Origin of the sequence: Runella sp. CRIBMP, from assembly GCF_009905605.1 — a bacterium.
Classification (GTDB): Bacteria; Bacteroidota; Bacteroidia; order Cytophagales; family Spirosomataceae; genus Runella.
Genome location: NZ_JAAAKZ010000012.1, coordinates 1 through 24,510, shown reverse-complemented (window position 1 = coordinate 24,510; position 24,510 = coordinate 1). Strand labels below are relative to the sequence as shown.

General features: G+C 42.6%; 19 protein-coding genes, 1 tRNA gene and 1 other RNA gene. 11 read left to right on the top strand and 10 right to left on the bottom strand.

The features are described from left to right. Position 1: 1 nt before the first annotated feature. Positions 2-1,060, bottom strand: a complete 1,059-nt coding sequence (locus GVN20_RS22010) for a hypothetical protein (protein WP_166560430.1) — start codon at positions 1,058-1,060, stop codon at positions 2-4. A 225-nt stretch (positions 1,061-1,285) separates the two neighbouring features. On the opposite strand from GVN20_RS22010, the gene GVN20_RS22005 reads away from it, so the two are divergent. The 3 genes from GVN20_RS22005 to GVN20_RS21995 all read left to right on the top strand — a co-directional run bounded on the left by GVN20_RS22005 (position 1,286) and on the right by GVN20_RS21995 (position 3,860). After that, entirely contained in the window at positions 1,286-1,696 is a 411-nt protein-coding gene (locus GVN20_RS22005; protein ID WP_166560429.1) for a VOC family protein, read from the top strand. 259 nt (positions 1,697-1,955) lie between these two features. After that, positions 1,956-2,939, top strand: coding sequence for a kelch repeat-containing protein (locus tag GVN20_RS22000; RefSeq protein WP_166560428.1), 984 nt, complete (start codon positions 1,956-1,958; stop codon positions 2,937-2,939). Positions 2,940-3,020: 81 nt separating this feature from the next. Beyond that, on the top strand, positions 3,021-3,860 hold the full coding sequence (locus GVN20_RS21995) for an amidohydrolase (protein ID WP_166560427.1): 840 nt from the start codon (positions 3,021-3,023) through the stop codon (positions 3,858-3,860). Between the two features lie 39 nt (positions 3,861-3,899). Here GVN20_RS21995 and GVN20_RS21990 read toward each other — a convergent pair whose 3' ends face one another. The 4 genes from GVN20_RS21990 to GVN20_RS21975 all read right to left on the bottom strand — a co-directional run bounded on the left by GVN20_RS21990 (position 3,900) and on the right by GVN20_RS21975 (position 10,229). Continuing rightward, on the bottom strand, positions 3,900-6,110 hold the full coding sequence (locus GVN20_RS21990) for a patatin-like phospholipase family protein (protein WP_166560426.1): 2,211 nt from the start codon (positions 6,108-6,110) through the stop codon (positions 3,900-3,902). A 276-nt stretch (positions 6,111-6,386) separates the two neighbouring features. Further along, positions 6,387-7,082 carry an HAD family hydrolase gene (locus GVN20_RS21985; protein WP_166560425.1) on the bottom strand — a complete coding sequence of 232 codons (696 nt, stop codon included), beginning with the start codon at positions 7,080-7,082 and terminating at the stop codon, positions 6,387-6,389. 38 nt (positions 7,083-7,120) lie between these two features. Next, on the bottom strand, positions 7,121-9,280 hold the full coding sequence (locus tag GVN20_RS21980) for a carbohydrate binding family 9 domain-containing protein (protein WP_166560424.1): 2,160 nt from the start codon (positions 9,278-9,280) through the stop codon (positions 7,121-7,123). Positions 9,281-9,374: 94 nt separating this feature from the next. Next, complete coding sequence (locus GVN20_RS21975; RefSeq protein ID WP_166560423.1) at positions 9,375-10,229, bottom strand: fumarylacetoacetate hydrolase family protein; 855 nt, start codon at positions 10,227-10,229, stop codon at positions 9,375-9,377. Positions 10,230-10,500: 271 nt separating this feature from the next. Between GVN20_RS21975 and GVN20_RS21970 the strand changes: the two genes are divergently transcribed. After that, positions 10,501-10,573 (top strand) — tRNA-Lys (locus tag GVN20_RS21970). A 163-nt stretch (positions 10,574-10,736) separates the two neighbouring features. Here GVN20_RS21970 and GVN20_RS21965 read toward each other — a convergent pair. Beyond that, positions 10,737-10,958, bottom strand: a complete 222-nt coding sequence (locus tag GVN20_RS21965) for a hypothetical protein (RefSeq protein ID WP_166560422.1) — start codon at positions 10,956-10,958, stop codon at positions 10,737-10,739. A gap of 297 nt (positions 10,959-11,255) precedes the next feature. Here GVN20_RS21965 and GVN20_RS21960 point away from each other — a divergent pair, with 297 nt between their 5' ends. From GVN20_RS21960 to GVN20_RS21945, 4 genes are all read left to right on the top strand, one after another. Further along, a complete protein-coding gene (locus GVN20_RS21960) occupies positions 11,256-12,911 on the top strand; it encodes a beta-N-acetylhexosaminidase (RefSeq protein WP_166560421.1) in 1,656 nt (551 codons plus the stop codon). Between the two features lie 261 nt (positions 12,912-13,172). Further along, the gene (locus tag GVN20_RS21955) at positions 13,173-14,480 is read left to right on the top strand and encodes a DUF4403 family protein (protein ID WP_229599154.1); all 1,308 of its coding nucleotides are present in this window, start codon (positions 13,173-13,175) and stop codon (positions 14,478-14,480) included. Between the two features lie 98 nt (positions 14,481-14,578). Further along, positions 14,579-14,983: RNase P RNA component class A (gene rnpB / locus GVN20_RS21950), an RNA gene on the top strand. Between the two features lie 59 nt (positions 14,984-15,042). After that, a complete protein-coding gene (locus GVN20_RS21945) occupies positions 15,043-16,608 on the top strand; it encodes an OmpA family protein (protein WP_166560419.1) in 1,566 nt (521 codons plus the stop codon). Between the two features lie 123 nt (positions 16,609-16,731). Here the strand turns inward: GVN20_RS21945 and GVN20_RS21940 are convergent, their stop codons facing one another. Together GVN20_RS21940 and GVN20_RS21935 are read right to left on the bottom strand one after the other, a co-directional pair. Beyond that, complete coding sequence (locus tag GVN20_RS21940; protein WP_166560418.1) at positions 16,732-18,024, bottom strand: dienelactone hydrolase; 1,293 nt, start codon at positions 18,022-18,024, stop codon at positions 16,732-16,734. A gap of 134 nt (positions 18,025-18,158) precedes the next feature. Next, the gene (locus GVN20_RS21935) at positions 18,159-18,881 is read right to left on the bottom strand and encodes a LytTR family DNA-binding domain-containing protein (RefSeq protein ID WP_166560417.1); all 723 of its coding nucleotides are present in this window, start codon (positions 18,879-18,881) and stop codon (positions 18,159-18,161) included. Between the two features lie 892 nt (positions 18,882-19,773). Here GVN20_RS21935 and GVN20_RS21930 point away from each other — a divergent pair. Both GVN20_RS21930 and GVN20_RS30050 read left to right on the top strand, forming a co-directional pair. Continuing rightward, positions 19,774-20,244: a hypothetical protein gene (locus GVN20_RS21930; protein WP_166560416.1), complete on the top strand. Its 471-nt coding sequence runs from the start codon at positions 19,774-19,776 to the stop codon at positions 20,242-20,244. A gap of 21 nt (positions 20,245-20,265) precedes the next feature. Continuing rightward, complete coding sequence (locus GVN20_RS30050; protein ID WP_166560415.1) at positions 20,266-21,114, top strand: sensor histidine kinase KdpD; 849 nt, start codon at positions 20,266-20,268, stop codon at positions 21,112-21,114. On the opposite strand, the gene GVN20_RS21920 is transcribed toward GVN20_RS30050, so the two are convergent. Together GVN20_RS21920 and GVN20_RS21915 are read right to left on the bottom strand one after the other, a co-directional pair. Then, a complete protein-coding gene (locus GVN20_RS21920; protein WP_166560414.1) occupies positions 21,081-21,800 on the bottom strand; it encodes a LytTR family DNA-binding domain-containing protein in 720 nt (239 codons plus the stop codon). The genes GVN20_RS30050 and GVN20_RS21920 overlap by 34 nt on opposite strands. Before the next feature lie 806 nt (positions 21,801-22,606). Beyond that, positions 22,607-24,166 carry an FtsX-like permease family protein gene (locus GVN20_RS21915; protein ID WP_229599153.1) on the bottom strand — a complete coding sequence of 520 codons (1,560 nt, stop codon included), beginning with the start codon at positions 24,164-24,166 and terminating at the stop codon, positions 22,607-22,609. 96 nt (positions 24,167-24,262) lie between these two features. Between GVN20_RS21915 and GVN20_RS29775 the strand changes: the two genes are divergently transcribed. Next, positions 24,263-24,510 (top strand): hypothetical protein (locus tag GVN20_RS29775; RefSeq protein WP_229599152.1); only part of this gene is annotated, 248 nt, incomplete at its 3' end.

The following is a 24,510-nucleotide window of genomic DNA, read 5'->3' as shown; positions in this document are numbered from 1 at the left end:
TTTAAATAAAATCCAGTGCTACTACTTTTTCGCAATACATCTCGTTGAGGTTGTCTTTGTTGACCTTAAAAATCATCAAAAACGGGGCGTCGTTGAGGGGAATATCGCGCTCAAAATCCTGCTTTTTCTGAATGATTCGCCAGTTTTGACATAAATAAGTAGTAATGGCGAGGGTAGACTTATTTTCGATTCCACAAAAAAAGTAGCAGTTAATGGTTTCGGAAGAGAATGTTACGGGAAGTTTCAACAAAAATCCGCAGTCAAATCGCTCGTTGCTTTCGTAGTAATCGGTCCAAGCCGCTTTCTGGGTTTGGGCATTAACATACTTTACTCTGAACCGTACGGGGCCATCGGTATATTCTATAAAATTGGCAGCCTGTTTTTTGAGTACCCACCTGAAAAAGTAGTTAGAATAAAACCCAATCGAAAAAATGCAATTTGTTTTGTTTAGGTTTAAATTCGTTTCCTTAAAATCTAGTTTTCCATCCGTAACTTGAATCAAATCTTGGTCATACATCCTTTTGGGAAGGGTTTGATTGTAATCATGAAACAGGGTAATCAATTCCAATAAACATTCAGTGTCTCTCGAATCAACGGTTTGCTCATTGGCCAGTGGAAACTTTCCCATCATGTCGGGAGGAGGAACGTCTTTGTTGGCGTCAAAAATGGGTTGGATTACCACTATTTTGCCCTCTTTTTTGATGCCAAAAAAATGATGAAGCGTCAACGAAAACTCGCTGATATAAGCCTGAGGATTGGCATATCCCAAAAACTTTGTAAATAAATTTAAGTAATCCTCCTGAAAATTAACCAGTTCTCTAGTTTGTACTTCGTTGCGCTTGCGCCAGAGGTACATTGTATTGAAGGTAGAGGAAAAAGATAAATGGGTGGCTTCTTCTAGAATGGATTGAAAGTAAGTGACGTTGGTTTTGGGATTGGTTAATTTCCAGATGAATGTTTCGGAGCCTCGGTAGGTCATTCCGCGTTTTACGAACTCCTCCTGTAATTTGGTTTTAACGTCCAGATAAAGTTGTTCACACAAGTTTTTATTGATGTTCATCGGTAGGGCAATTGTGTTCCATTTTGTTCCGAAAATAGTTTAAAATTTTGTGATAAATTAACTAATAATAGAATAAATAGGATAAAAAAATGTGTTTAAAGTCAAATACATTTGTCATAAATTAACCTATGATAAATGAATAACGAAAGGTTGTCTTTGCTTTTTAAGACAACCTTCTGTTCTAAAAATGGATGATTTATTACCAACTAAATTTCTAGAAATCGAATGAATCTTACATTAAAACGTATTCAGCACATAGGTATTCCAGTTACTGATTTGGCCCGTTCCGTTGCTTTTTATGAGCAATTGGGCTTTGAAAATGTAATGTCGTCTTCGTTTGAATTCAACGGTGGTCAAGGCAATGTTGCTATGATGCAAAGTGGGGAGATTATCATCGAAATCTACCAGATGCCCGATAGTGAATTGGCCGAAATCAAAAATAGAAAAGACGGACACGTAGATCATGTTGCTTTCGATGTCGAAAATATCGACGAAGCGTTTGAGCAACTTAAAGCGGCAGGCTTTACCATTTTGGAAGAGGCACCCGTGTTTTTGCCTTTTTGGAAAAATGGCTGTAAATATTTCAATATCAAGGGGCCCGATGGCGAACGTTTGGAGTATAATCAGATACTGTAAGCGATAATAAAAACTAGGGTTTTATATAAGAAATTTTTGAGATGATGCCCACCGAGCGTCGTTGAAAATCAAGATTCAGCAATGGTGTAACCCACCAAAACTGATAGGTTAAAGTGAACAGAAATGGCAGCGGCGATGAGCAGCTGCCATTTTTTTAGGCCAAAAAGAGGAGCGTTTTTACTTTTTATCAACGTATAAAACTGTTTTGAGTAAGTAAAAAAAGGCATTATTTCAGTTTTAAGGATAACCTGAAATAACCATGCAAAGAAAACTTACCTCGATATTGATGGTCGCTGGTAGCCTTTGCGCTTCATTTGCGCAGGCTCAAACGGCAAGCAGTTGGGAAACCGTTCAGTCGACCACAAGCTGCACCGCGCGGCACGAAAACGCCTTCACCAAAGTAGGTGATAAGCTATACCTGATTGGAGGACGCGGCACGCGCCCCGTAGACGAGTACGACCCCGCCACCAACACCTGGAAGCAATTGGCCGCGCCTCCCATCGAAATGAATCATTTTCAGGCCATTGAATACAAAAATGAAGCCTACGTAATGGGGGCTTTTATGGGGGCGTATCCGCACGAAAAACCCATTTCGAGTATCTATATTTTTAACCCCGCCAAAAATGAATGGCGCGTGGGCCCTGCCATTCCTGCCGACCGTTTGCGCGGTGCGGCGGGCTCGGTGGTGTATAAAAATAAACTTTATCTGGTCTGCGGCATTCAGGATGGGCATTATGACGGGCACGTGGGTTGGTTGGATGAATACGCCCCCAAAACCAACACCTGGCGTAAACTCCCCGATGCGCCGCACGTTCGCGACCACGTTTCGGTCGCTATCATTGATGACAAACTCTACGTAGCAGGTGGGCGACGCTCCACGGCGCGCATCAATCAAGTGCTAAACCTGACCGAACCCGCCGTGGATGTGTTTGATTTTAAGACCAATACGTGGACGACCCTGCCCGAAAGCCTGAATTTGCCCACCCAACGAGCGGGTAATACGGCCGTTCCGTTTGGGTATAAATTGCTCATTATGGGCGGTGAAAGCGCCGCGCAAGTCGAAGCTCACGCCGAAGTGGAAGCCTTTGATACAAAACAAATGAAGTGGGAAAAACTGCCCAACCTCAACAAGGGGCGTCACGGGACAGGAGCCACGGTCTACAAAAAGAAAGTGTACGTGGCGGCAGGCTCTGGCAACCGAGGCGGCGGCCCCGAACTTACCACAATGGAAGTATTAAAATAGTCTTTCCTGTATTCCATTTACTTTCTTTGTGTACTATTTTTTGGTTTATCACATTTCTGTTTACTATTTTTCGGTTCACAAATGACCATCGATTCTCACCAACATTTTTGGATTTTTGACGCAGTACGCGATGCGTGGATTAATGACGAAATGAAGCGTATTCAGCGCAATTTTTTACCTGAAGATTTATGGCCCGTTTTACAAGCCAACGCCGTTGACGGTTGCGTAGCCGTGCAGGCTGACCAATCGGAAGCAGAAACGCTCTTTTTGCTGGCTTTGGCCGAAAAATATTCCAGATTCGTCAAAGGCGTGGTGGGATGGGTGGATTTGCGAGCGTCCAATCTCTACGAAAAGCTCGAATACTATTCACAATACGAACTCCTGAAAGGGTTTCGTCACGTGGCGCAGGCCGAACCCGACGATTTTCTGGCTCGCCCCGAAGTCATCAAAGGCATTCGACAATTAACGGCTTTTGATTTTACGTATGATATTCTGATTTATCCTACCCAGCTAAAAGCTGCGCTGCACTTAGTGCGGGAGCTGCCTCAGGTAGATTTTGTGGTTGACCACATTGCGAAGCCTTACATCAAAGATGGTAAATTAAACACATGGTCCAATTATATGCGGCAATTGGCGGCGCAACCGCAGGTTCATTGTAAAGTGTCGGGGATGGTAACCGAAGCCGATTGGAAAAACTGGACGAAAAAAGATTTTTATCCCTATCTCGACGTCGTATTTGAAGCATTTGGACCTGACCGACTGATGTTTGGCTCCGATTGGCCAGTGTGCCTTGTAGCGGCTGAATATGAGCAAGTTATCGGGCTAGTCCGTGACTACATGATAAACGTTGGTTTCTCGATAAGCGACCAAGCCAAGGTTTTTGGAGAAAACGCTACGCGTTTTTATCGACTGGAAGAATAAATGATGGCGAGACCCTCGCCATCATTTAAGGCGGTACAACTAAATAGGGCTTTTAATATGGGTTATCAGTTTTGACAGAGTATCCTGATTATTCAGCCGGTGGTTCATCTTCATTTGGTAATATTTTGAGATTGCCCAGTTCATGGGATAATTTACGGCATCGTTTGGCCGGTAAAGATGAATCGGAATGTAGCCTCCGCCAATTTCTTTCAGTGCATTGATCAATCTCAAGTCATTGACTGTGGTCTGAGTTCCATAAGCCCCCACGAGGGTAACAATCGGCGCAAACAAATCATTTTTGAGTGGGTGTACTAGCTCAATTTCAGAAATGTCAACGGGCGAATTGGTGGCGTGAATTACGTAGAAACGAAGCTTATTAAACAGCGCTGGATCAATGGTCGTGTCAGATTTTAATTCTTTAATTTTTTGCAACATCTCATTTACCACACCCGCGCCTGAATTGTCAAAATAACCTCCGTCAACATAATAGCTATTGCCAATTAACCCGGCAGGACTGATGTAAGGGAAACGCGAGCTCAAGACCATCGCCGTGCTTAACCGTAAATCCTGAGTACTGTCCAGTACATCAATTCTTTTGCTGAAACTGTTAACTTGAATAGTGCTGATGACCCCGGGCATTCCATCCTGCATCCGTGTGGTATTGAAACAAACAATGGGAAGTAGATTACGGGTGGTCGGGATAAAATGAGTGATTGGTTCGGAAAAAACGTCATGTTGGGCGTATAGCCCTTTTGCCGCATATTCCATGGCTTCTTCCAAGGCTACTGCCCGGTCTTGGCCCACGGAGATTCCAGCTAATTTGATTATATCGGGTCCTAGCATGCGAGCTAGGGTAAACGTTAAAAAATTACTACTCAGCAACTGTTGGGTGGCCGATTGAAAGGTGCTGTCATGGGCTGGCAGTAAAGACGCGTTTTTTAAGGCCGCCAAGAAAGTGCCATTGCCTACACTTCCACCGGAAGCGCTTGCAAGACAAAAAATATGTTCAGAAAAAGAAGTTTTATCTTGGATTTTCCCCCATACCGACGCCGCCCAGTACCCCGACCGGGAAGCTCCTCCGTCGGCCATAAGAAAATATACGGGATAAATGCTATCCTTTTGAATGGAGTCTTTTCGGCGGCTTACCCATTGCCTGAAGTACTCGTCAAAAGTGGGGCGGATTTCTTTTGGACTTGATTGTCGCGGGAGTGTTCTGACGGCATGAGGGTCTTTCTTTTGGAGTCCGCCAAAGGCAAGCATTAACAGTAAGATAATGATGTAAAAATTGACTCGTTTGGCAATTGAAAAAATCGAAATTAGCCCCGCCCCGCCTACCAGAACGCCGAATGCCAGTAAAACAAACGTGAAACTGCCGATGGTTTGACCAGCAAAAGAAACACTGAAAATAGTAATGGTATAAAGAATGAGGCAAATGACACTGATGATATTGAATGATAAAAAAAACCATCGTTCTGAGAAAGGAATATTGGCATAATAAAGCAAATAATGATACCAATAAACGGGGTCTTTTCCTTCGCTTTGCGCCCATATTTGAATAGAGGAATAGCTAATAGGCATTCGCTCGGCATCATCGGTGTCCCGTTGTTTTCCGCGTCGAAAAATGACCCCAAACAGGAATAAAATTTGAAGGAGAATGACCGAAAATACCATGAAATTTCCGCTCATGCCGATACTCGAAGGGGTCAATAGAAGAATCATAACGCCCAACCAGATATAGCGCAGCAAACGAAAACGGTTTTCGGGGATAATCACATCCCTTAGGTACGTAAATAGCCAGGCCCAAAGGCCGTACCATCCCGTACCGATGAGCAGCCAGAGCCATAATTGGTAGTGGAATCCTCCCCAATCAAACCCGTAGTAAGCATCCGTAATGGGAAGTTGAAAGTAAGCCGCTGCCACCAACCCAATGCCCGTGAAACCTAGAAAACGGGGAAGGTGAAAGCCGATAAATCGACTTCGGGTAGTGAAAAATTTTTTTTCGCGATAAATCAAAATTCGCCCGCTGTACCAAGTGACCATAGCCCAAAATAGTAGTGCCAACAGCATTGACCAGCGAGAAGCGGGATGCTCTAAAATGGAAATCAGTAAGTCGCGCCCCTGCGGTAAGTACCACGTACTGTACCAGAGGGCAATGGCGGAGAGAGAAGCAGGAAATAATAAGTAAAATGCACGCAGTAAGTCAAAAAAGCGGTGAAGCCACTTTTGAAGTGATAGTAAAGAGCTTTTCATACAAATATGCCGTGTTTAGAACAGAAAGACATAATTACAGCATATCATACATATCCTCAAACCGCTTAATAACATTTTGGTAATGAGCGTGTTCTTGAATAATTCTCCTCTGGTAAAGCAATGTGGAAACAATCAATAAAATTAAAAGGGAATTTAAGTGAACGGGCATATTGAAAGGAGACTTTTCAAGTGGTCGACCGCACGGTTTAAAGCTGTTGATTATGAACTACTTAACGAATCAAGCTTGGAAAGAGGAAGTTTATTTTGCACTGTTACTTACTCTTGACCCATTAAATGAGGGAGAATTTCACTTATGTTTTTGAAATCTTTGAAACGGTCATGTTCAACTCGATGCTCAACATGCTCATACGCCCAAGTGGTATGGAATGGAATGTGAAAACCGTGCCCGCCAATGGCCAATACGGGTAAGACATCTGATTTGAGCGAATTGCCAATCATCAAAAATTCATCAGTCTCAATGTCAAGGTGTTTGATAAGCTTTTGATAATCGGCTTCCTTCTTTTCGCTCATGATTTCGATGTGGTGAAAATAATGCTCTAAGCCCGATTTACGCAATTTTCGTTCTTGGTCGAGCAAATCCCCCTTGGTCGCTACCACCAACCTGTAATGTCCCGAAAGTGATTGCAGGACGTGTTCAACATCTTCCAGTAATTCAATGGGTTTTTCGAGCATTTCTTTGCCCAACTCAATGATTTTTTCGATGACAGGTACGCCGAGGGTATTTTCGGAAATGCGCAGGGCTGTTTCGACCATGCTTAAAATAAAGCTTTTTACGCCGTAGCCGTACAACGAAATATTTTGGACTTGGGTCTGGTACAACTCCGCCGAAATGCTGTGGTGGGGAAGGTAATCTTCGAGCAAACCGCAAAATTTACGCTCAGTTTCCTGAAAAAAAGGCTCATTGACCCAAAGGGTATCGTCGGCGTCAAACGCAATTACTTTAATACTCATATCTATTTTAATGACTAGCGGTCATTGAAAATCAATTTTTAAACATTCCACCAATACGTCAATTTTAAGACAATGGCGCGGTTCTTGACCATTAGGTTTTCGGGTAAATAATTATCAGTGTATACGATAAACAGGTCAGAAGCAGGCTGATAGCGCCATTGAAGGCGAGTGTTCAGGTTGATGTTTTTTGCTTGGCTGTTGTACTGCACAAAAGTAGTCCAGAACAGACTGTTGGTAAATGTAATGTCTACCCTAGGGCCTACGAGCCACAACTCAACGGGGGTTTTCAGGTAAGGAACCTGAATGTTGTTATAATCTACCGAAAACTTGGTGGCTACATAAGGTTGAAAACGATACCCGAGGGTTGTTTTTAAATTTAGGCGGCTTCCGTTGGCAAAAAAGCCACCGTAGCGGGCGCTGAAAGCGTACGTTAAGCGTGCGCGTGGGCTGGAGGTAAAATCCATTCCTGCCGATTTCCAATTGTGATTTGTACCAGCTGCTAACTTCTCCCGCCCCGTATTTGTGGGGTCAAATGGAGCCAAGAGCTGCACGTAGTTGGAAGCAACGCCGACAACACCAATGGCTCTATTTCGAAAGTTAAAGGTGTAAGTCAACGTCGTTTCATTATCGGTCAACTTATTTGATTTGTTCCAAAACAAGGTCGTTTGGAGAAGCGGTCCGTGGCTTATGAGGCTTTGCGAATTGACAAAAAATAAATATCCTACATTGGGGACGGCCATTTGATACCCGCGCCGGGCGGCGTTAGGCACATAGCCTACTTCGGCGTTGTAGTTCTCACCGACGTATTCATATCGCCATTGCCAAAAGAGATTTGCTTTGTTGAAGTTGAGCAGGCTCGAAATGGCCACATCGTTGCCCGATAAGTGTGGACTGAACGACTTGAGCACGGTCGCTTTGCCCGTCCAGATATTATTGGCGGAGGCCAAGTTGAATTCGGCGCCTATGTTACGGTTATATCTTCCCGTTGTTTTATGGATTTGCTCATCATAGCCCAATGATTCTTTGTTGACCATCAAGATCCCGACGTTGGAACGGGCGAACACCTTGCGTTGCAAGGCTACGACGGCAAAGTTCTGGGCGGGCAAATCTCCCTGCTCACGGGTTTGGGTATCCAAAACGCCGATACGCCAGTTTTTATCCAATTTACCACTGAGCCTTGCCCCGAATAAAATCGGAACGCCCAACCCAATACGTCGTGAGAAGAAGGGGCGCAGGGTCGAAAAACCAAAACTGGCAAACAAGTCGGCATTTTCTAAAAAGAACTGCCGTCGTTCGGGAAAAAATAGTTCAAAACGGTCTAAATTGGTTTGTTGAACATCCACCTCCACCTGCGAAAAGTCTGGATTGACGGTCAAATCTAGGTTAAGGGATGAGTTAAGGGCAATTTTCGCATCTCCTCCAATGGCGGGCTTCCAGTCGGCAGGAGTCTTCTTAACTTGGTCTTTCGATACATTCGTGAGTGCGTAGGGAATCAGTGAAATGTTCTTTCCTGCAGGAGGCAGCGGCTTGTCCCACACCAATACGCCAGCATAGCCCAAATTGGCCGATTGAAATTGACGTGGAACGGGTGCCCACGCCGATTTTTCGTTGATGGTTAGTTCGAGACGGCTAAAATTGATGCCCCATCGGGTTTGGTCTGGCCGGTAGCGTATGCTTTTAAAAGGAATGGCGGCTTCCCATACCCAGCGGTCATCGTAGTTTTTGGTAGCTCCGTGCCATTTATTATCCCAATTAAGGTTGATGAATGTCCCGTCGGCCTCTTGTCCGTCCCAATAAGCACCTGCGGCACTGGCCCCAAACGAAAAGCCGTTGGTTAAGTCTTCAAACGTGTCCAGAACGATAAAAAAATTGTCATTGTTGCCAAAATTGAAGTCTCTTTTCAGGGATTCTACCACTAGGGCGCCCTTTACAGGCTTATAATTGATGGCAATGATATAGAGGTTATTTTTATCATAACACATTTTAACCTCCGTTTTAGCGCGCGACAAGCTGGTGTCCATCGGCGTAATCATAAAGAAGTCTTTGGCGGTTTCGGTGGTTTGCCAAGCGGCATCATTTTCCAGACCGTCGATTTTGAGAGGAGCCTCTGCTTCCCGAATGTGGTACTGGTAGGATTCATTTTTCTTTTGGGCAAAAACCGTTACCCCACACAGTAAAAACCACAGAAACAGACGCATTTGTAGCATTTGAAAAGATGTAATAATAAAGAATGAAAGGCGGTTAGAGTCGGGCCCTAACCGCCAAAATGTTTGGTGTGTCTTGAAGGCTATTTTATTGGTACGCCACTGCTACCTGACGCTGGGTGCCGAGGTGGTCGATGCCCAGTTCTACCACGTCGCCTGATTTGAGGTAGCGAGGAGGTTTGAAACCAAGACCCACCCCAAACGGAGTACCCGTAGAAATCACATCACCAGGCAGAAGCGTCATAAATTGGCTAAGGTAGCTAACAAGCTTGGGGATTTTAAATACCATGTCGTCGGTATTGGAATCTTGCAACATTTCGCCGTTTACTTTCAGCCAAAGGCGTAATTTGTGCGGGTCGGCGATTTCGTCCTTGGTTGCCATAAACGGCCCCATAGGCGCAAAGGTGTCGTTGCTTTTTCCCTTTACCCACTGACCGCTGCGCTCAAGTTGAAACTCACGTTCTGAATAATCATTGTGTAAAATATAACCCGCCACGTAATCCATAGCCTCGGCTTCATCGACGTAGCTAGCTTTTTTGCCAATCACAAAGGCTAGTTCCACTTCCCAGTCGGTCTTGACGGAGTTTCGGGGAATGACGACATTGTCAAAAGGACCGCAGAGCGCCGTGGTAGATTTAAAGAAAATAACAGGCTCTGGGGGCACCTGAGCGCCTGATTCAGCGGCATGTTTGGCGTAGTTCAGCCCAATGCACACGATTTTGGAAGGACGCGCTACGCAGGAGCCGAGCCGAATGCTATCGGATACTTCTGGACAGGTGTCTGCGTTTGCGGTCAGCCATTCTGCCAAACGATGAATACCGTTGCTTGCAAAAAAAGCTTCGTTGTAATCCTGACCGAAGGCTGAAACGTCAATTTTACGCCCATTGGGGAGAATTACGCCCGGTTTTTCCTGTTCAAAAGTGCCAAAACGAAAAAGTTTCATGGAATTAGGTGGTGTTTTAAAACTATCTCTGTGAGAAATAACAATTGTTTGAAAGATTCATCTTTCAAAATAAGCAGTTTTAGACCGATTTCTAACGCAGTAGAATAGTGAATTAAAAAAAATAAAGTTTTTTTTTAGTCGTAATTCGCTGATATAGGTTAACTTCCAATTTTTCTTTATTTTTTTTTTAGTTGAGGTCTTGCGTCGTATCCATGTTTCGCCTACTTTTGCACCACAATTCACGGGAACAACCACCGAATTGTAAAAAAAAGATTCTGTAGCTCAGCTGGTAGAGCAATACACTTTTAATGTATGGGTCCTGGGTTCGAATCCCAGCGGGATCACAAAAAAATGAAAAAACCCTCAAAACACGCTGTTTTGAGGGTTTTTTGTTGTAGAATGAAATGGAGCAAACCCAAAAATTGGGATCAAGTACAAAATTTGTTGAGAGCGTTGTATTTTTTTAGGTTTGTGTTTTCATCAAACCTATCTGTTTTAGAAAGTTTCCTACCTATCATTCAGTTTACGCTGCCCAAGTTCATTCTGGCCTAGGCGTTCCCAAAAACTTTCGAATTGACTGCCATTGACCGCATCCGTGGACATAAGGTCTTTTTTTACATTAAGCGCCGCCGAAGGCTCAGTACCCAAACAGGTAAAGTAGTTTACAGAGACTTGACAGTAGTAGGTCAAGGAAGGGGGGGGGCAGTCGCAAATGACGAGTGAATTCATACTGTACGGTGCCGCGGCTTTTTTTTAAAAAATCGGTCGATACAGGTGTCAGTACAATTAAAATACTAATGCTTCTGCCGAATCTTTTGATGCTAAGCGTTTAGAAGTCAGTTCAGAAGGGTAAGAAGTGTAGAGTTTTTCCTTTACCGACTAACTCAGTTATATGCTTAATCCAAATTCCTCCACCAATTTTGGAATTGATTCCTGCTCTTGCGTGCAGTGTACCCAACGCCTCCGTCTAACCTAAAAGTTTGATTGATCAGTCATTTATTCATGCCCAAACCGTTATCCCAATTTATGAAAAAGAGCGTTCAGCTTTTTATTTTGCTGTCATTTTGGGTACTATACCCAGTTTTGGCACAAACGTCCTACCCAATTCTTCCGAAGCCGTTACAACTAGTGCCAAAAGAAGGAACGTTTATTCTCCCCCCGAATCCAGTAATTGCCGTAGCAAGCACCGACCCCGTACTGCGCCGCCTAGCCGAAGCGCTGGCAAACAAGATTGGGAGTGTCACAGGCAAAGATACGAAGGTATTTGCTGGTAATTTTCGGGTCAAGGATGGTATCAATTTTGTCACCACAAAAGATGATAAGCTCGGCGACGAAGGATATTTTTTGGAAATAACGCCCAAGCGGATTATCATTACGGCCGAGCAACCCAAAGGTTTTTTTTACGGAATTCAGTCGTTGTTGCAGTTGATGCCTGCTGAAATTTATGGTGTGGAAAGGGCTGAAAATATAAAATGGAGTATTCCCTGCTGCCTGATTGAAGACCGACCACGGTACGCCTATCGTGGATTGATGCTTGATGCTGCGCGTTATTTTTATCCCGTCTCGTTTATAAAAAAATACATTGATTTGATTGCGTTGCACAAAATGAACACCTTTCATTGGCACCTGACGGATGATCAAGGGTGGCGCATTGAAATCAAAAAATATCCCAAATTGACCGAAATCGGCGCGCAACGCCGACAAACCATGTTGGGCCATTACAGCGACCAAAAATACGATGGTAAGCCCTATGGTGGTTTTTATACCCAAGATGAAATCAGAGAGGTAGTGAAGTACGCACAGGAGCGTTTTGTGACCGTTATTCCTGAAATTGAAATGCCCGGACACGCATTGGCAGCGCTGGCGGCCTATCCAGAATATGGGAATAACCCCGACAAAATCTACCAAGTAGGCACGAAATGGGGAGTACATGAAGATGTTTTTGCCCCTAAAGAAGAGACATTTCGCTTTCTGGAAGGCATTCTGGCCGAAGTGCTTGACTTGTTTCCCAGCCAGTACATTCACATTGGCGGGGATGAGTGCCCCAAAAAACAGTGGGCAGAAAGTCGTTTTTGTCAGGAGTTGATTAAAAAAGAAGGCTTGAAAGATGAACATGAATTACAGAGTTATTTTATCCGCCGTATTGATAAATTCATTACCTCCAAAGGGCGTAAAATGATTGGCTGGGATGAGATTTTGGAGGGAGGGCTTTCGCCTAATGCTACCGTAATGAGCTGGCAGGGAATTGAAGGGGGAGTGGCGGCTGCCAAACAGCGCCACGATGCCATTATGACGCCAGGGAACTTTTGCTATTTAGATCATTATCAGGCCGATGCCAAAACACAACCCATTGCTATCGGAGGGTTTACGCCCTTGGAAGAGTCGTATTTGTACGAACCTACCCCCTCCAACCTAACTCCCGATGAAGTTAAACACATTATTGGCGTTCAGGGAAATGTCTGGACCGAATATATGCCCACCTCTGAATACGTCGAATATATGACTTTTCCGCGAGCGTGTGCATTGGCAGAAGTAGGTTGGACGGCAAAAAACGGCAAGAATATCGATGATTTTAAAAAACGCTTAGATGTTCATAAGAAGCGCCTTGACCATTTAAACGTAAATTATTTCGAAGCACCAATTAATCATAAATTTACCTATCGGTGGCCGTTGAAAAAATAGAAATAGGGTATTTTAAAGATTGATAAGAGGACTTATAAGGTTGTTTTAATAACTTTGTGAGTCCTTCATTTACTTTGATTTATTCCCATGTTTTTAGATAAAATTGGTGTTAAACCTTTAGATTTGCGTTATACTTTTTCCTGCCCTTTCTCTTCGTTAATTTACCTTTCGGTTTTTGTTCTTTCTGTATGGGTCATGGGCTGTAAAACCCCAACCACTACCCAGCCAAAAGCACCTGCGGAGGCATATCAACACACTAACATGGAAATTCAAAGCGAGAAACATAAATCGGTTGTTCATGTACCCATCGAGTTATCGATTGCTGAGGTAACAAAACATCTGAATGTACAGGTGCAGGGATTGATTTATGAAGACAACAGTTTCAGCGACGACAACCAAGATAACTTTAAGATTAAAGTTTGGAAAAGAGCGCCAATCGTTGCGGAGGCCAGAGATTCATTGCTTTATTATACCGTACCCCTGAAAATATGGGCTGAGAAGGCCTATAAAATAGCTCCGTTGGGTATTGAGATTTCGGGTAGTCAAAGTACTGAATTTCAGATAAATATGAAATTTATGACCCGTGTCGGTATAGATCCCGACTGGACAGTGAGTACCAATACCGTTTCGGCGGGCTTTGATTGGGTGACCAAACCGAGCATTAAAGTAGCGGGAATAGATATACCCATTACAGGGTTGGTAAGCCGTAAAATTTCCGAAAACCTAGGCACGATTTCAAAATCCATTGACGATAACGTACGGAAAAATTTTATCATTAAACCCTACGTCATCCAAGCCTGGAATTTAATTCGTGAACCGCGATTACTCTCCGAAGAGTATAGGTCGTGGCTTGTGGTGACTCCGACCGATATTTTGGCTTCACCTTTCGAAATTAAAAACGGCAAAATCAGTGCAACCATCGGAATCAGGGGATTTACCCAAACCCTAGTTGGGGCAAAACCAGTCATGAAGCCCGTCGTTGATGTACCCAATCTGATTATAACCAATGACATACCTCAAGGCTTTCAAATCGGATTGATTGGGGTGGTGCCCTATGAGGAGGCCTCTCGATTGGCGGCGACTCAATTTATTGGGAAAACATTTGATTTTAAAGACGGAAAATACAAAATTGAAGTGACGGAGATTGATATTTATGGTCAAAACGATAAACTTGTCATTAAAGCAGGATTGAAGGGAAGTATAAACGGGGTTATATATCTCAAAGGTGTTCCCTATTATGATGCCACCACGCGCCTACTTTCTTTGAAGAATGTAGATTATGATTTAAGTACCCGAAACGTACTTGTTCAAACGGCCAATTGGCTGTTGCAGGGGCGTTTTGCAAAACAAATCGAACAACAATTTGTGTTTCCAATAGGCACCCAAATTGATGAAGCCCAAAAAGCTATTCGTCAACAACTTACTAACCGTAAAGTAGCCAAAGGGGTAGATTTGGGAGGGCGTTTAGACACCTTGGTTCCTGATCAAGTTTATCTGACCCCAACCTCCTTAGTAGCGTTAGTTGTTGCAAAAGGGCGCATCGAAGTTAAAATTGATGGGCTCCTGTAAGTCAAAAAATTGAATGACAGTTTATGGTTATTACGATTTTTTTCTGTTTATTTGATTTTTAAAGAGCACAACTCTTCATAGATTTGTGCCCAATAGTGAATCAGGTCCGTCTTATCGTTCCAAATTAATTTTGGGAAGGAAAGTCCGGACAGCGCAGAGTACCGTACTTCCTAACAGGAAGGCAAGTCGTTGGTGACGGCGACTTGACAGCAAGTGCAACAGAAAGCAAACCGCCAAGTTTCGAACTCGTTCGAAATTGGGTAAGGGCGAAAGGGTGGGGTAAGAGCCCACCGCTCGGTTGGTGACAAGCGAGGCATGGTAAACCTTACGGGCTGAAAGACCAAATAAGTGCCGATTTTGGAGTTACTCGCTCCAATCCTCTTCCAAGGGGTATCGGCATGGGTAGGTTGATAGATTCGGACGGCGACGTCAGAACCAGATAAATGATAAGAGTCCCGATGAAAATCGGGAAACAGAATCCGGCTTATAAGACTTGATACACTATTATTTAAGAAAATGTTAGTATTACCTTTTTGTAGTAAATAACAATCATTCATTGCCCATGAAAAAAGTCAACTTTCTGTCCACTCTATTAATTGTATCGTTTGCATTGACGAAAATTAATGCTCAGGCCCCCGCACCCAAACGCGCAGGCTATGAAGGTCCTAATAAATTGAATACATGGGCACTTACCATCACCCCCGCCCTGACTCAATTTTACGGTGATTTACGTCAGCACGACTTTAAACTGGGGCCAGAAGAACATCTAACGGGTGGTTTAGGCCTGGGGTTACACAAACAGGTATCTCCTATTTTCGGCGCAAGTCTTAACTTCTGGACTGGAAACTTGAATGGCTCCAAACAGCGAATTTACAATGCTCACTTTGAGTCGAAAGGTTTTTTGCAAACTTCAATCAACGCTCATGCCAATCTCAAGCCTATTCTGTTTGGGTATGATAAACTCAAACGTTGGAAATGGGATGTCTACGTAGGTTATGGATACATGTGGTTCAACTCCAAAGTGTACCGCTTGGGAACCAATAATGGCACGCTCCTCATTAGCAGTAACACGAATAGAAGCTCGAAAACGGCGGGGGAATGGGAAAGAGATGGATCTACCTACACGCGTGAAATTGTAGTTCCTATTGGGTCGGCGATTCACTTTGAAGTTTCTCCACGTATTGATATTGGCTTAGACTTTACCTTAAACCATGTCAATTCCGAAAAATTGGACGTTACGTATGGTGGTGGAGGTGCTGAGCAATACCCAAGACAAGATATTTGGTTGTTTAGAAAAGGGGATTCAAAACAGGATAAATGGGGGAGTGTCGGATTGGCAATTACCTACAAAATGGGCAAGAGTGCAGTAATGGCCAAGAAAGATGCCAAAGGTAATTGGGTGCACGATCCTGCCAAAGGCCGTTATCATTTGCGTTATACCAACCCTTTGTCATTGATTCCGCCACCGTATAATCCTACGATGAAAGAAGCTGACTCAATTGCCAAAGCCAATATGCCAAAGCCCGTTGATCCGCGTTTATTTACAGACTCAGATGGTGATGGTGTTGCTGACCTTTTCGACAAAGAACCAAGTACTCCTGCCAACAGCATTGTATCAGGTGGTGGGGTAGCAATGGACCTTGATAAGTACATCAAAGATATTATTGCCCGTAATTTGCCGAAAGAAGAATGTGAAGCAATGTTTGGTAACATTGAGTTTGATACCGACAAGGCAATTGTAAAAGATCCTTCGCAGCAGATTCTTCGCCAGGTGATTGACTTACTCAATCTTCGTCCAAATTGCCGGGCGATTATCGTAGGCCATACCGACGCTCGCGCTTCTGATAACTATAACGTACAACTTTCGAAACGCCGGGTAGAAGCCGCCAAACGTTACTTGATTCGTAACGGTTTGCAGGATCCAAGCCGTATCACGCTTGAATATTACGGAGAGCTTCGGCCGCTTGCCGATAACAAATCAGTAGAAGGAATGAGCCGTAACCGTCGCGTAGAAATCAGAATTTTACCGATGAACGACTTGCGCTCAACTTATCCTGCAGGTTTCCGTACGGGTAAAAAGAAAGAGCAAGAGGCAACTAAGCCAGCCCGCGAAAAACGTCAGAGATAAGAAATTCAAAATATAATTGATACAAAAAGGGTCATTTTGCTTTGCAAAATGACCCTTTTTGTAAATGTTGAGTTTCTGTTGTAAAGAAAAATAAAACCTCCTGTTTTTTATGAGTCGGGCAGTTTAAGGTTTGGCATGTCTTAATTCCAAGCCCACTGACGTACGAGGTTTAAATCCAGTCCATGTTGCTTCATTAGAATTCTCTTTTAACTCTAAATACTTTTTATAGTCTAAGCCTTTGAGTTGTACGCCTAAAAACGCCGTTACAAAATGCTGATTGATATTATTGATACGACGTTCGTTCCAAGCAGGTTCAGCATATCGCAAATATTCATCAAGGGGGAGGCCGGGCGTGATAGATTCGGTTGGTGGAGGGTTGGGAGCTACATTATGACGGGCATTAATGTAGGTTAGCATATAACGGTCGGCGTTGATTGCTCCGTCGTAGATGGCCTTGATTCCCTTCTCATATCCTGAAATATCATCTTGACTGCCTGCAACAAAAAATGTAGGGACGGTAAGCCCTTTTAGTCCTTCAGCATCCCAAACGCCCCGCTCCATTCCCCAAGGCGCAAAAGCGACAACTGCCTTGATTCTCGGGTCAAGGGAAGCCGAAAAGGCAGCATTTCCTGACATCCTTTTTTCTAAGGCCTTGCTACCGCCTGTCATTTGGCCAAAAAACTTTACGGCTTGGGCACTGTAACCCGCACCAGCGGCATTGAGTGCCCCATAACCACCCATTGAGTAGCCAATCAAAGCCGTATTGTTAGCGTTTACCAACCCAGACAAAAAAGTTTTACTTTCTTTATTCCCCAATCGAGCCATTTCATTGAGAACAAACAAGTCATCGAGCGAACGGTTGAGTAATGTGCTGGCAAAACTTGCCGCATCACTAAAGGTAGATTCTGTATGGTCAATGGCCACGACAATATAGCCTTTGGAAGCTAAGTTTTCGGTCAGGTAAGTAAGTAAATACCGAGAACCTAAGTAGCCGTGAGAGACAATTAAGAGAGGGTAGGGCCCTTCGGTCTTGTCGGCTTGGGCATTGCGTAAAGCCCGCCCCATAAATTTGAATGGGATTAATGGCCTTTTGGGATCATTACTAGAGCCAAGTACCTGGTCATATTCTACGAGTTGTTGCTTATCTGACGGAATGATGGCAGGATACCAAATTTCTACGGTTAAAGGACGATTATAGAGGGAGTCCTTCCCGTTTTTTGAATGGAGTACATCCAACTGATTATTGTTGACCAATTTCAGGGTTTGGACCCCAATGTTATACTTGCCCCTCGCTGAGAGTTCAGGGGCATCAGGAAGCAAATCACCATTTACAAAATTTGTTTGGGCGTAAGTGCTATCAACAAGAAAACACTGGGCAAAGACCAATAGAGAGAGTAAAAAGGTTTTTTTTTTCATAAAAGGTTATTTGGATAAGGAAAATATAAATTAAGGGACAAACGATATGAAGAACTGGACCCCGATGAATTATAGAGCTAATGGATAGTCAGAAACAAGGGTTAGAAGTGAAAATCAAACTAAAGAGTAAGTTTTTATTCACTGAGTAACCCACTGCTTTTTAGTTTTTGTGTTACTTTATCTTTGTAAGACATCCCGATGGGAAGAAAGTAGGTGCTGACTCTCAGCTCATTGGAAGAGATACGATTGATATGATTCATGTTTACAATAAACGAGCGATGGATTCGTATAAATGGCTCCTGAGGCAATACCTCTTCAATGTTTGAGAGCATCTGGTTTACCACTACTGTACCCTCTGGAGTGACAATTTTAACGTATACGCCGTAAGCTTCAATGTACAGGATGTCGCTATAATTAAATCGAACCGTTGAGCGGCCTGTTGGAAGGAAAACATAGTTTTTAACGGGTGTTTTCTCCGCAATAACTTGTTGACTTGGCATTTTTTTAGTGGCACGTTGGATAGATTTTAAAAGACGGGTGTAAGAAAAAGGTTTTGTAAGAAAGTCAATAACATCAAAATCAAAGCAATCCACCGCTAACTCTACGTGTGAAGAAGTAACAACGACTGGCGCATGTGCTGGAAATAGTTTCAATAACTCTAACCCAGACAGATCAGGAAGTTCAATGTCTAAAAAAATTAGATCGGCCGTTTTTCTATTCAGATATTCAAATGCTTCGGTAACTGTTCCACACACAACAGCGTCTTCAAACATATTGGTTTTAGTGAGGAGATAGACTAGGCTTTTTTGAGCAAGTGGGTCATCTTCTACAATTAAAGGGACAAGTTTATGTTCCATATCGTTGAATAAATATGTATATATTAATAGTATGCTTAAAAAATAATCAGAAAATAGTATCTCAAAAAAGAATGGATGCGTTAATATAGCAAAGCTTTTTAACTTTAACCTGCCTTATTTTACTCATTTATATATTTAATTGTAGGTTTTACATAAAAAAAGGTCTTGTTCGTTAGTATTTTATGAATGGTAAAAATACCCAATGTATTTTTGTACCAGCACTTTACCTTACTTATACTTCCTCAAATTATTATCAAACTTCTTAGTGAATTCAAAACAAAACGTGCCAAATAAATTACGGCATTGTTTAATGAATCCAAGATATATTTTGGTTTTTCGAATAATAATCTTTAACTAGAGGCTAAATTTTATTGAGAAAATATACGCAAGTAGCATCCCATTCTGAAAATGCGGTTAAAAGGCATATTTAGAAAAATCCTTGGAGAGGTCTAATAAGTGGTTGTTATCAAAAAAACATAATACATCTCTAGTAACCCTCATATAATGAACCTTTTTGAGCGATTAGTTCGTGTTTTGGTAGGATGCCTGTTGGTGATTTGTTTAATCATCGTTTCTCCTCTTCTTTTTCCCTACTTGGTTGTTAGTCAACCTTTCTCTCTGCCAAAGTTTAACTAAGTTTTTGAGTTATGCTTTTGTACGTTCATTTTTGGTGAAATGAACGTATCCATAACATCCTAACACGAATCTTGGGATGGTTGTTTGTGCTTTTTTTTTAAGTTTTTTCTTTTTCAGTGAATTTAAGAAGATAGCACAATTTCATTCTTTAAGGGCCTCATCTTATGACTACGTTGAGTATAATGCGTCGAATGGAACATTTATTGACGTATATATCCCTATGGGTTACATTGGGCGTCGGAAAAAGAGTATAATTATGAAAAATTTGTCTTGGAAAAACCTATGTACTACAGGGGTACACCCTAGCTTATCGCCATTGGATGAACAGCGTATTCTTTTATGTAATGTGCTTAATATCTGCTGTTTAGTGTTACAGATTGTTCTTTCTTTGATGGATTTTTTTTGGGGAGATGGGACCATTACGGTTATTTTAATGGTTGTTTTTGCCATTATAAATTTACCACTTTATTTAATGCTTAAAGCATACCATTACCGAGTTAGTTTTGTTTACATATTTGCGGTTACCCACTTCATTTTAATATCAGTTGCCGTTTATAATCAGAATTTGGGCAAAATCGATGATTTGCAAATCGTAGTTATTGGCCTATCCGCCATGGGCATGGTACTTTTTGATAGGTATCTTCAAGCAGCGGCAATTGTGTTTAATGTAGCGGTTTATTGGGTTATTGTGTTGGTTATCAAAGATATATCTCTGGGTTGGACCTAAGGTAATTACTATTCAGTAATTGTGAATTTTATAGTTTGTTATTTTTTTATCTGTGTTTGCGTCTATTTTAATAAGTCAATTTTTAGACAATTTCAGGCGTTGTTAATCAAGAGAAATGAACAACTATCTCAGCAGACGGTTGATTTGCAGGAAATAAATCAGTACAAAGACCAGTTATTTGCCGTAATCAGTCATGACCTTCGCGCTCCTCTGTATCATTTGCAGTCAACCATTAGACGGCTCAATGAAGGTGACCTCACTGTAGAGCAATCTAAGCAGATTATTAATGAAATAGATTTTAAAACTAAAGATGTAGGCCTGCTGCTGAGTAATTTATTGAATTGGGCAAATTTGCAGCTGAGCGGATACAAAAGTGTTGTTGTTGAGATACCCATCAGGGAAGTGGTGGAAGAAGCTATTCTTTTTCAAAAGGAGGAAATAAATGCTAAACAGATGCAGGTGCTCAATAAAGTGCCTACCAGAACCTTAGGATGGGGTGATGAAAATCATTTGCAGTTGATTTTGAGGAATTTATTGAGTAATGCAGTTAAGTTTTCCTTCCCTGCGAGCAAAATTATCATTGAAGCGGAAGAAAAATCTGATAAAACAGTCATTTCGATTCAGGATAAGGGTATTGGGATTGGGGCAGAGGATTTAGAAAGGGTCCTAACGGGCGCTTCCCGTTCAAGTATACTCGGTACAAATGGAGAAAAAGGTAACGGAATGGGACTTTGGATAAGCCAGGAATTTGTTCGTAAAAACGGGGGAGAATTATGGGCAACTAGCCTTGAAGGAGAAGGCAGTACCTTTTATTTTACAGTCCCTAGCCGAAAAATTCAATCAAGTATCCCATTATTTTTTAGTGTTTGACGTACCTTATCTTTGTGTGACAAGCCAATCGGAATTTGATAACTACCAACCCACAGGTCATTGGATTCGATTCTATTGAGATGTTCAAGATTAATTAAGAAAGAACGGTGAACTCTCAAAAAAGAGGTGGGCGGAAGGTCCTTTTCTATACTTGACATTATTTGGTTGACAACTGAAACCCCCGATTTTGTTATTACTTTTACATAAATGCCGTAGGCTTCGATGTATAAAATATCATTTAACTCAAACCGCTCCGAGGCACGCCCTGTCTGTAAAAAAATATGTTTTTTTAATGACGCATCTTCTCCTGAGATATGGGTGGAGGGTTGTTTTTGGATTGCACGATGAATACCCCGCAACAATCTGGTATAAGAGTAAGGTTTACTTAGGAAATCAGCCACGTCAAACTCAAAACAATCAATGGCTAGTTCGACATGGGAAGACGTAATGATGACGGGTGGTGGGCTTTCAATAAGCCTTAATAGTTCTAACCCTGAAAAATCGCGTAGCTCAAGGTCTAAAAAAAGGATGTCTACCGTTTGACCGACGAGATAGCTGTAGGATTCCATTACTGAGGTAAAAACAGTAGGTTTCTCAAACATATTTGTTCTACCTAAATAAAGAGTCAATTCTGCCTCCGCAACAGGGTCATCCTCCACAATAAGAGCAGCGAATTTATTCTTCATTAGATAAGTTAATTTTCTAAGTAAAAAAGGCACTCATCAAAAATAAACAGCTTTTATTGATTTTCAGGCATCCATTCAAATTTTCATAGCTTTCATATAAAAAAAAACACGATTCATTATATAGGAACAGATTAATATGAGTTTTAACATATATTTGTAAAAAAAAATGGTCAATTAAAACACATTCTTAAAAATAATTGTTAATACATATATTCTCGGTTTCACTTAACAAAAACAAAATAATTAAGTAGTTTTTTTTCGCTGAGATGGAGGGACAGAGGGGATGTTAAAGCGACAAAAAGGGTGACTTACCGTAAATAAACGACGATTCTTTCCTAAGTAGTTCCGAACAAAATTCCTCATGCCTCGATAGCATAGAGTCATTTTTCGGATATAAAAATTTTTCATAACGTTGAGTATAGTAGTACAGGCACAGTGATATACACTGTGCCTTGTCTTTTTTAGGATCTGATTCGTACGGAGCTACCTAAGCGAATAATAACCAAAAAATTTGCGAAGGTAGAGTGCTGGAGGATGAATGGCTATCTCTAAAATAGCTTCAACCTAATTAATCATGTCTTTCAGACCTGCAACATAATTTATAAAACATGTTTTAATGGTCATCGACTACAATCAGTTCGGTCTTCTATGGGGTGTGGTGCTACGTACCATCCCTTACGAGCTACCCTCCATCTACCTTAAGTTGCACTTGGTTTCCGAAACTCAGGTAACTGGAGCTTTTCTACGTGTTTGCCCTTGTGGGCGTTAGCTTGCCAATTGCGCTGGATAGGATAAATGGGTAACTCTTATTCGCTCTTGAGGACCTCCACTGGATTGCTCCTCGCTGCCTTCATCGTCTGCGAACCGATCATAATAAATGCAATCAGCAATACCACCAGCAAACCCACCAACAGCTCCGTGATTTGGACGGGTGTGTGATACGGAAAATGGGTGAGCACAACGTTTTCGAAGAAAAAGTAAGTTACGGGCAACGCGATGAGTGTCGATAACGACAGCTGTATGAGGAAACTGCGGCTCAATAAGTAAATAAGGGTAACAGAGCTTGCGCCCATCACTTTGCGGATGCTGATTTCCTTCAGCCGGGTTTCGGTCGTAAACGCCACCATGCCGAACAATCCCATTGATGCAATCGAAATGGCTAGGAATGAAAGGAAGCCAATGATTTTGATTATGGTTGAGAATTCGCTGTATGCCTCTTCTATTGCTTGGTCATAAAATTCAGCCTGAAATGGATGGATACGGTCGATTTTCTTCCATGCCGATTCGATTTTAGCCATGGTCGTCGGAATATCCCTACTTTGTATTTTGGCATTAATGATTGCTCTATCTTCGGGTGTCCAGAACATGAAGGCTACTGGCCCCACAAGGTTGTCGACCTTTCCATAGTGAAAGTCTTTCATTACGCCAACAATGGTCATCTTGCGTGTTCCGTGGAAACTACTGAATGTGATTTCTTCCCCGATTGCTTTCTGGGGGTCGTTGCTGCCAATGTTAAATCGTTTTAAAACTTGTTGGTTCACGATTACTTCTGTAGCGGCGGTGGTTGTAGTGGGTCGTGCCATAAAATTTCCGCCCGCCACGAGCTTGTATTCGTGCAGCGTCAAATAGTTTTCGTCGACGTGGTTGGTCATAACCAAAACGGAGTCTCGCGAATCTTTGTATTTCATAAATCCACCCCAGGCATTTCCAACGCTGGTGATGATTAACGACCGCGACAGTGCCGTTACTTCTGGTATCTCGCTTAGTTCTTTGAGAAGTGCATCGGGTTTATTACCCTGCATATTGATGTTCAGGATGTTTTTGGTGCGGTATCCCAGGTCGAAGGTAAGGATGTTTTTATACTGAACGTAGCCAATAGCGGTTGTGGTTATAAAAATCAAAGTGAGCGAGTATTGAATCACCACCAGGGCGCGTCGGAGGGTGACGTGTTTGAACACTTTTACCGAAGATACATTCCTGAGCGCACTGATTGCGCTGACTTTTGAAAAGAATAGTGCGGGCATAAGGCCTGATATCACACCTACCGTAACCGAAAAGACGATAAAGGCTGCGACCATAAGCGGAGTAAGCTCCAGCTTCACCGTGCGCTGCATCTCTGGAGCTAGATTTATCAGCAGGGGGCGCATGACGAGAAAGATGAAGTATGAAAGAAAAAGGGCGGCTAGGGAAATCATAATTGCTTCCACTAGAAATTGTTGCCATATCTGACTCTTTCCAGCGCCGATAGCTTTGCGAAGCCCAACTTCCTTAAAGCGGCGCATGGCACGTGCTATCGAAAGATTGGTGTAGTTGAAACATGCCGACAATATCACAATGAGTGCAAGCCCGCCAAGTATCCACAGCATGACCAGAGGCATGTGAGGGCCTACGGAACCGGGCCCACCCTCGGAGTGACGGAGATTCTCTCCGACCACAATATCATATAAAGGAAGAAGCTCAAGTTGGATTTCAGTGTTTTCTTCGGCGAGATTTTCTTCCTTTGCAAGGGCGTCAAGCTGCGACTGGATAGAAGCTCTGTCGACATTTTCGGGCAGCAGAAGGTATACATAGTTCGACGACATGCTTGTCCATTTTTCGAAGCTGTTGTTGGTCTTATTGAGCTGCACGGCGGTCGAGAGCGATACCAGCGCTTCGAAATTGATGTGCGAAAAAAAGGGGACGTCCTTCATTACCCCAGTCACCTTGTAAT

Bases quoted from the DNA above. Each gene is read 5' to 3' on its own strand.
- GVN20_RS22010 (WP_166560430.1), bottom strand. From the start codon at position 1,060: ATGAACATCAATAAAAACTTGTGTGAACAACTTTATCTGGACGTTAAA.
- GVN20_RS21990 (WP_166560426.1), bottom strand. From the start codon at position 6,110: ATGAAAAGCTCTTTACTATCACTTCAAAAGTGGCTTCACCGCTTTTTT.
- GVN20_RS21945 (WP_166560419.1), top strand. From the start codon at position 15,043: ATGAAAAAAGTCAACTTTCTGTCCACTCTATTAATTGTATCGTTTGCA.
- GVN20_RS21920 (WP_166560414.1), bottom strand. From the start codon at position 21,800: ATGAAGAATAAATTCGCTGCTCTTATTGTGGAGGATGACCCTGTTGCG.
- GVN20_RS21965 (WP_166560422.1), bottom strand. From the start codon at position 10,958: ATGAATTCACTCGTCATTTGCGACTGCCCCCCCCCTTCCTTGACCTAC.
- GVN20_RS22000 (WP_166560428.1), top strand. From the start codon at position 1,956: ATGCAAAGAAAACTTACCTCGATATTGATGGTCGCTGGTAGCCTTTGC.
- GVN20_RS21930 (WP_166560416.1), top strand. From the start codon at position 19,774: ATGAAAAATTTGTCTTGGAAAAACCTATGTACTACAGGGGTACACCCT.
- GVN20_RS21985 (WP_166560425.1), bottom strand. From the start codon at position 7,082: ATGAGTATTAAAGTAATTGCGTTTGACGCCGACGATACCCTTTGGGTC.
- GVN20_RS21955 (WP_229599154.1), top strand. From the start codon at position 13,173: ATGGAAATTCAAAGCGAGAAACATAAATCGGTTGTTCATGTACCCATC.
- GVN20_RS21935 (WP_166560417.1), bottom strand. From the start codon at position 18,881: ATGGAACATAAACTTGTCCCTTTAATTGTAGAAGATGACCCACTTGCT.
- GVN20_RS21960 (WP_166560421.1), top strand. From the start codon at position 11,256: ATGAAAAAGAGCGTTCAGCTTTTTATTTTGCTGTCATTTTGGGTACTA.
- GVN20_RS21940 (WP_166560418.1), bottom strand. From the start codon at position 18,024: ATGAAAAAAAAAACCTTTTTACTCTCTCTATTGGTCTTTGCCCAGTGT.
- GVN20_RS21980 (WP_166560424.1), bottom strand. From the start codon at position 9,280: ATGCGTCTGTTTCTGTGGTTTTTACTGTGTGGGGTAACGGTTTTTGCC.
- GVN20_RS22005 (WP_166560429.1), top strand. From the start codon at position 1,286: ATGAATCTTACATTAAAACGTATTCAGCACATAGGTATTCCAGTTACT.
- GVN20_RS21915 (WP_229599153.1), bottom strand. From the start codon at position 24,166: ATGCTGTGGATACTTGGCGGGCTTGCACTCATTGTGATATTGTCGGCA.
- GVN20_RS21975 (WP_166560423.1), bottom strand. From the start codon at position 10,229: ATGAAACTTTTTCGTTTTGGCACTTTTGAACAGGAAAAACCGGGCGTA.
- GVN20_RS21995 (WP_166560427.1), top strand. From the start codon at position 3,021: ATGACCATCGATTCTCACCAACATTTTTGGATTTTTGACGCAGTACGC.